This is a genomic window from Paenibacillus sp. SYP-B3998, from assembly GCF_010820665.1.
Classification (GTDB): Bacteria; Bacillota; Bacilli; order Paenibacillales; family NBRC-103111; genus Paenibacillus_E.
In genome coordinates this window covers 129,804-136,869 of the sequence record NZ_JAAIKC010000013.1, presented here as the reverse complement: position 1 = coordinate 136,869, position 7,066 = coordinate 129,804, and the positions used below count along the sequence as shown (strand labels likewise).

At 42.4% G+C, this 7,066-nt stretch carries 9 protein-coding genes; 1 reads left to right on the top strand and 8 read right to left on the bottom strand.

Going from position 1 to position 7,066, the window contains the following annotated elements; translation table 11 throughout:
• Window positions 1–342: 342 nt before the first annotated feature.
• Window positions 343–1,212 (bottom strand): nucleotidyltransferase-like protein, encoded by an 870-nt coding sequence (locus GK047_RS24495; RefSeq protein WP_163952693.1) that lies wholly within the window; start codon window positions 1,210–1,212, stop codon window positions 343–345.
• Between the two features lie 130 nt (window positions 1,213–1,342).
• Between GK047_RS24495 and GK047_RS24490 the strand changes: the two genes are divergently transcribed.
• Window positions 1,343–1,747: a DUF2614 family zinc ribbon-containing protein gene (locus tag GK047_RS24490; RefSeq protein WP_163952691.1), complete on the top strand. Its 405-nt coding sequence runs from the start codon at window positions 1,343–1,345 to the stop codon at window positions 1,745–1,747.
• Between the two features lie 56 nt (window positions 1,748–1,803).
• Here GK047_RS24490 and GK047_RS24485 read toward each other — a convergent pair whose 3' ends face one another.
• From GK047_RS24485 to GK047_RS24455, 7 genes are all read right to left on the bottom strand, one after another.
• Window positions 1,804–3,531 carry a glycosyl hydrolase family 18 protein gene (locus tag GK047_RS24485; RefSeq protein ID WP_205516960.1) on the bottom strand — a complete coding sequence of 576 codons (1,728 nt, stop codon included), beginning with the start codon at window positions 3,529–3,531 and terminating at the stop codon, window positions 1,804–1,806.
• Window positions 3,532–3,648: 117 nt separating this feature from the next.
• Window positions 3,649–4,083, bottom strand: a complete 435-nt coding sequence (perR, locus tag GK047_RS24480) for a peroxide-responsive transcriptional repressor PerR (RefSeq protein ID WP_163952689.1) — start codon at window positions 4,081–4,083, stop codon at window positions 3,649–3,651.
• Window positions 4,084–4,177: 94 nt separating this feature from the next.
• Window positions 4,178–4,795: a hypothetical protein gene (locus GK047_RS24475; RefSeq protein WP_163952687.1), complete on the bottom strand. Its 618-nt coding sequence runs from the start codon at window positions 4,793–4,795 to the stop codon at window positions 4,178–4,180.
• A 27-nt stretch (window positions 4,796–4,822) separates the two neighbouring features.
• Window positions 4,823–5,137, bottom strand: a complete 315-nt coding sequence (locus GK047_RS24470) for a hypothetical protein (RefSeq protein WP_163952685.1) — start codon at window positions 5,135–5,137, stop codon at window positions 4,823–4,825.
• Window positions 5,088–5,690 (bottom strand): RNA polymerase sigma factor, encoded by a 603-nt coding sequence (locus GK047_RS24465; protein WP_163952683.1) that lies wholly within the window; start codon window positions 5,688–5,690, stop codon window positions 5,088–5,090. The genes GK047_RS24470 and GK047_RS24465 overlap by 50 nt, the downstream gene beginning before the upstream one ends.
• A gap of 61 nt (window positions 5,691–5,751) precedes the next feature.
• Window positions 5,752–6,465, bottom strand: a complete 714-nt coding sequence (locus tag GK047_RS24460; RefSeq protein ID WP_163952681.1) for an MgtC/SapB family protein — start codon at window positions 6,463–6,465, stop codon at window positions 5,752–5,754.
• A gap of 78 nt (window positions 6,466–6,543) precedes the next feature.
• The gene (locus GK047_RS24455; RefSeq protein WP_346010385.1) at window positions 6,544–7,020 is read right to left on the bottom strand and encodes a GNAT family N-acetyltransferase; all 477 of its coding nucleotides are present in this window, start codon (window positions 7,018–7,020) and stop codon (window positions 6,544–6,546) included.
• Window positions 7,021–7,066 lie beyond the last annotated feature (46 nt).

Below are 7,066 nucleotides of genomic sequence, written 5' to 3'. Positions count from 1 at the left end.
AACCTATTTGAAAGCTTAATTGCTCATTTGCGTTGCTAGCGAGATTTGCATCTCTTTTTTGGTCGATTGCTCGACCGTGCTTCTTTCACTCGTTGTTCAGTTTTCAAAGATCAATTTCTTTCGTTTTCGTTGACCGCCTGTTTATCGGCGACTTTTATAATATATCACATTCGAGTTATTCAATGCAAGCTTTTTTTTCGATCCTTTTTTTGCCTCGCTTGCATCTCCCTATCGATCGCACACCGTTTTCAGCGGCGAAAGTTAATTTATCATAGATTCCTTAACAAAGTCAAGCATAAAAAAAGAATCAGAACAAAATCTGATTCTTTAAGAGAACTTCTACTACAGAGGCGTATATTTCAGTTCTAATTCCGTGATATCTTCATCCATGGGAATGGCGACTTCTTTAATCAATCCTTTTTTAACTAATTTGTTCAACAAAAGTGGCAGCTCCGCTTTCACTTCTACTAACTGAGGGTTCATCTGTAGTTCGTCTCCACTCAAAGGGCGATCACTCTCCTCTAAAATGTGAATAAGAGCTTCGCAGCAGCGTTCCATTTTGGACATCACAGAAAATTCACATGCCAGTAATACAAGCTGGACTCTTTGCTTTATTGTTTCTTTGCTAGTGGTCAGTTCCTCGTAAAGTTTATACACGCCAGGATTGATTGCACGAATCTGCCTCCACACTGTAATTTCCGGATGGTAGCCATCTTCAATAATGACAATTCGAGCCCAATGATGCAACGCTTCTAATATGTTGTTGTAAGCATCGAGCAAATGCTCATCCAGAATATACTCCTTACTCTGCAGATACTTGCGCAAAAACAGAGAGAACTCGACAAGGAGCCTATGCTCACGCAAATCAACAGGAAATTCAAGCATTCTATGGCGAAGTCCTTCCAAGTAAGTGTTCTGATCCAGAAGTATCTCCCCTTTTAACAGCCAATGAATGATATTTCGATGAATACCGTGACGAATCCACTGCTCAACGGAAGCAGGGTCATGCCATCTTTCTTGTATACGCTGGTTGTCTCTTATATAATTAGTTGTATGATTGTTCAGGCTCAGGTCGTTCGTAATGATGAGTAACAGTATATCAAAACCGTCTGTAAGTGCAGGAAGCTGCTTAGGATTATCAACCGCCATGACACTGATCACCCTTTGGTCATTTCGGAATTTATGCAAAAGCTGTTCTCTATCATTTGCCATGGTTATCAGAAACTCCTGTCTTGAATTGTTTACTATTTTATTTCTACATCGTAGATCGAGTTTCCTGCTGATTTCTGTGACAAATCATACAAAAAACCTGTTAAACAGATTGTGGGGAGGAACGATACAAGTGCGTTTGAGATCAAGTAAAGTAAACGAATTTCGCTTATGGGGCCTTGCAATGACAATGGGCGGAATGCTGCTTATGATCGTAGGTCTTGCTGGCGTTGTCTTTGATTGGGGGAAGGCAGGTAGAATTATCGCTGTAGTCTTCATGATTATTGGTATGATAAGTATGATGGTCAGCATGGGAATATACTTCTGGGCCGGAATGCTCTCAACTTCTGCAACTGCCATCGACTGTCCTGAATGTGGTAGAAGGACAAAAATGTTGGGAAAAACAGATCGCTGCATGTTCTGTAAAACCATCTTGACCATGGATCCACAGTATGAATCAACTGAAGAGAGTGAAAGTCCAGTTGGACAAGCTCCATTGCGTGATGCGAATAGAGATTTGGAACATAAGCCTCATTGATGTGACAAACCAAGAAAACCGATCCTTAGAGGGATCGGTTTTCTTGGTTTGATAACTTATTTTTTTTCTAATGAATCCTGAATAACATTCCATATCGCGGGCTGCTCAAAACCTCTTCGCCAAGAAGCAATCCCTGCTAAATCGTATTTCTTTAAGAGGTCAATTCTCGATTTCACTGAAATTTCATCTTCCAGCCATATACGAACAAGCTTTTCTCCATCTTTGTATTCCACATAGTTCTGACCTGCCTCTGGAGAAAAAGACGCTATAAGCTTCTTGTCTTTGATGATGGTTTGCGCAGCCTCCATGGTTAATGTTTTGGAGCTAGCCGATGTTTTGCCATTCTTCGTCACTTCAGTCCACATACGCGTATAGAATGGAACGCCCAGGACAAGCTTATTAGAAGGTACTTTTTCTGGTCCCAGAAGCTGGCTAACAGATTTCTCAGTCCACGGAAGAGAGGAAACGGACCCGGATTTGGGACTCGAAGCCCAATATTCGTCGTAAGCCATGAGCATCATATAATCAACAACCTCTGCAAGAGCTGGTCTATCGTAAAACATCGACCACATTTCATTTGTCGATTTTGGTGTTACATCGATAGATACGACCAAACCTTGTTCGTGCATAAAGGGGGTCAGTTCACGAACAAATTGGACAAGGTTTTCTTTATCTTTGAGATGAACATTCTCGAAATCAATGTTGAATCCCTGCAATTTGTATGTCTGCGCAAAACCAAGAAGCTGCTTAATGATTGTCATTCGCCTATCATAGGTTGACAAGGCTTGCGAGGTGCGATCAGGTTCAAAACCATTACTGAAAAGCGCCCAAACCTGATAACCTTTGCTTTGAGCCCATTTAACGTAGGACGCATCTGCAGAATTTTTGACTCGTCCCTCGCCATCGGAAAGGGAGAACCAAGTTGGACTGATCACATTCAAACCTGGCATATCGCCTATTTTCGCTGTATCTGGATTTTTTGTAATGACATGTTCCCAGGTCATATTGATCTTGCCGTTAAGAGGTTTCCAAGGTACATAAGATGAGGGTTGTTCGTGAATAGGGATGGTTTCTACTTGTTCCATTAGAATATCCGTTTTACGGACAAACCCAATCGGCCCGCTATCCTGTTGGACCTTAAACCAATCAGCATCTTCCCCTAAAATCATCACTTGTTCATTCACTGCAAGGGTGGAAACAACAGGTGCTTTAATTGTTGCTCCCGTCCGGAGCTGAACCCCCTCCGGATTCGCAACTTTGGCCCATTTCAACTGATCGCCTTGCTTATGCAAAATAACAGCTCCGCTCTTCTCCGATTCTCGAATTTCAAACGGATATAGTTGACGAAGAGGATCTATAGGCACATAAATGATTTTGTCCTTTTTCTCAACAGGAAAGGATAATGTCATTGGTTTCTCATTCATCAGAGCCGAAAGCTGCGCCGTTTTGAGCCGTAACACTTTATCTTTAGTCGTTATAATAACTGAATCTGTTGCTTTTTCGTAGATAATCGACGGATCGATCCATTCTTGGATGAGCTCAAGAGGAAGTTTGAGACCTTCTTTTTCCCCGATAGCACTCGTTTGAAAGTAATTCCCCTGATAGAACACAGGCTTCTTTAATTCATGGTAATCCGCTTTCACATGCAAACGGTTAGGGGCAAATTCTTTCCAGAGATAGACAGCCACACCCGAAGCTATGAATAAAACAATAATTAGGAAAAGCAGAATCAATCTCACACGGCTTTTGCGGCGAGGCCGCTGTTCGGTCGGTAGTAGTTGCAAAATTTCACTTCCTTTTACAAGGTTAAAAAAAGAAAAACGTATTCGCCCTTTATTCAATAGGGTGAACACGTTTCATTATACAACATACAAGCAGGTAATGAGGAATTCTGCTGAAAGTTAATGCCTGGTAACCCCCGCGCAATCCGTGCAAACGCCATAAACCTCTAATCGATACCCACGAACCTGAAACCCAGTCTGAAATGCCGCTGTTTCTTCAACGTCTAGAAGAGGCGGGTAATCGAAATCTGTGATCTTGCCACACACTTCACATTGTGCATGATAATGGTCCGTCATATCTGCATCAAAACGACTTGAGCTATCTCCATAGGTAAGCTCGCGAACAAGCCCAGCTTCAATAAAAACTTTGAGATTATTGTAAACTGTTGCAACGCTCATATTAGGAAATTTGGATTCGAGTGATTTGTAGATGTCATCTGCGGTCGGATGAGTCATGGAATCCAGCAAAAAGGAAAGAATCGCATGCCGCTGAGGGGTCATCCGAACACCAGTTGTTTTTAACTTAGCTAAAGCCTGCTCTAAATGTACTGCCATGATACTCACCACCTGATGTTAGTCGTTACAGCTTTACGCTATATTGTACGTGTGCTTCTCGACTTTTGTCAATGATGGTTGCTCAGTTGGCACATTATTCTGATTTATTTTTACGCGATTCTAATACAAACATACCTAGACCAGCAGCAATAAGAACAACTGAACCGATGTAAGAACCCATTAAATGAAACAAGTCTATAAACCAACTTGGCTTGGTGCTCAAAAGGAAAAACAAAACACCTAAAGAAATGAGTATAACCCCGAGATTGCTGCCGCGAAGCAGCCTATGCAAAGAATGGTCCTCTTCTTGTTCAAAGTCCCCCAACTCAATTCGGCGGTTGACTTGATCAGTAGCTCGCAGCGCATCAAAAACGTTATAGAAATAAATGACTGGTATGATCAATGAAAACAGGGTGATAAAAGGGACATTAGGCTCATCTTGTGTTGCCAGTGCCGTTATTGCGAAAATATCGAGAATAATAAGGGACATGATAAACAACCCGCGCTGCATAAACCCCAAATAAAAATGTCCCGTACCTGGAATAATTAGGGATACAACTCCTGCAATCCATTTACGTTTCCTAGGCACTTGATAATAGTGGGTATACGGGTTATTGCTATAGCTCGGTGATGATGACGCAAAAGGATTTTTAAGCAAGTCTTCGTGCATCGGAAATTCAGATGAGCATTGATTGTCTTTGGGTAGATTCAAAATAGTAACCTCCATTCTTCTTTCTTATTAAGATTGCAATATTTGAGAAATCTGATGAATATATGCGCTTAGCTGGGTTATTTCTGTATCAAGGGTCAAAATTCTACTTACAATTCCTGATTGAATTAAGAGAATCGTGGCCGCTGCGGCTACAAGTCCGTTCACTAGATCACTCTTTTTACGAGACCTTGTTGACGCATCTTTTCGTGCATGAAGGGGTTCATGAATGGATCGCATGACACGATCTGTTAGTGCGCCTGACGGTTCCAGAAGCGGCATTTCGTCCAAAAGCTTATTTAGGGATTGCGTGAGCAGGACGTCTTCGTGATACTTCAGTTTCATGCGGATTCACCTCCAACCATTTTTCTCTGAGCATGGCTTTGCCACGATACAGCCTTGTTTCAAGGGTCTTGACGGGCAGCCCAGTTGCATCAGACATCTCTTGATAGGAAAGCTGCTTATAATGGAATAAATACATGATCAATCTGTATTTATCAGGCAACTCAGTCAATAAAGCCTGCATACGCTGCTGATCATCTTTCAGTAGGGCTTTCTCCTCTGGTTGCTCTCTGGCATCCGTAAGCCAACCTTTCATTTTGTCCAGCAATGCTTCGTAGGGCCTTCTTTTCTGTGCACGTCGATAATCTGTAACTAAATTAGTTGTCATCCGATACAACCATGTTGTAAACTTCGCCTCGCCCCGAAAATAGGACAAAGAGCGAAAAAGCTTAACGAACACTTCTTGGGTAAGGTCCTCGGCAGTTTCCTTGTGCTCAACCATTCGGAAAACGAGCGTGTAGATGTAGCTCTTATGTCGTTCAACCAACACACGATAAGCGTCGGAATGACCTTGACGGACCTGATCGATGAGTTGCTCATCCGCCAAATTGTCCATGCCTGACCTCCTCCCTTTCTGTCTTTAAAGAACTTAGACGCTGCTTCAACCCATTTCCCCTTCAAACTTTACTTTTTTCTATCGTTACTCCGATAACACCGGATATTTTGTTGATTTCTTCCAAGATTGTAACGATAACTGCAGGTTTTGGAATCGTGACATAAAAGGTAATATGGATGCAGCCGACTTCATCTTCATCCCCATTCCCCTGATCTTCCATGGCGATTTTGCGAATATCCACATTTGTCTTCCCTAACAGGGTCGTAATGAGACCTAACGTCCCTGGCTGATCGGTAGCCTGGATTTTGATAATACGAACTTTCTTTCCACTGAAATACTTATGTTCGACTTTGTTAAGTATCCATAAAGAGATAAGAACCATGAAGCAAGACAATATCGCCGGATAATAAAATCCCGCCCCTATAGCAAGACCAATACCCGCTACAACCCATAGCGATGCGGCAGTCGTAAGACCTGTAATCGATCTCCCATTAAACATAATCGTACCTGCACCTAAGAAACCAATACCGCTGATCACTTGCGCGGCTAAACGTGAAGGGTCAAGACGAACATTCACTTCATTTACAAAAGCACTGAATCCATACATAGAAAGCAGCATAACAAGCGCCGAGCCAACACACACCAAGATGTGCGTACGAAGTCCTGCCGCATGACTGCTTACTTCCCTCTCGAAACCAATTAAGCCTCCTAGAAAAAGCGCTAATAGCAGCCTTATTGTAATATGCAATTGGTCAATAACCCAAGGATTAGTCAAATTAATATCGCTCCCTTTTCATGGTGATGGAATATAATATCACGCTTTCTGTTGATGGGAACCTGTTTGTTACAAAAATTAACGGACGGCAGGTCTCTCAAAAGTCGTTAAACATACACCTGGAGGAACCGTGAACACCCTACGCTGTACAAAGCCAAGGCTTTCATAGAGCTGAATAGCAGGAACATTTGCCGTTCCTGTAGAGACTATAAAACGAGAAGCGCCCGAGTCCTGTTGAACTCCAAGGAGATACTGAAGTAGCGAGCGAGCTATACCCCGCCTAAAGTAATCCGGATGCACCATCATCCGACAAATCGTTATGACCGTTCCTTCACGCGCAAAGGAAATCGCCCCAACTAATTTATGCGATACTTCTTCCACATAATACCCATAAAATGTTTCTTTTGCTTCGCGCAGCGATTCAATCCCATCCTTAAGCGGAGGGATATCGTCAAAACCAATCAGATCGGCCTCTACCCGGTAGGAAGCTAGTTGTAGAGCAAGCAGCACCAAAATTTCATTATTGGTCTGAAGAGAAAGCGGCTGAATTGACACCTGGAATCCCCCTTTTAATAAGTGAAAAAAGTGGCGTCCTATCTAC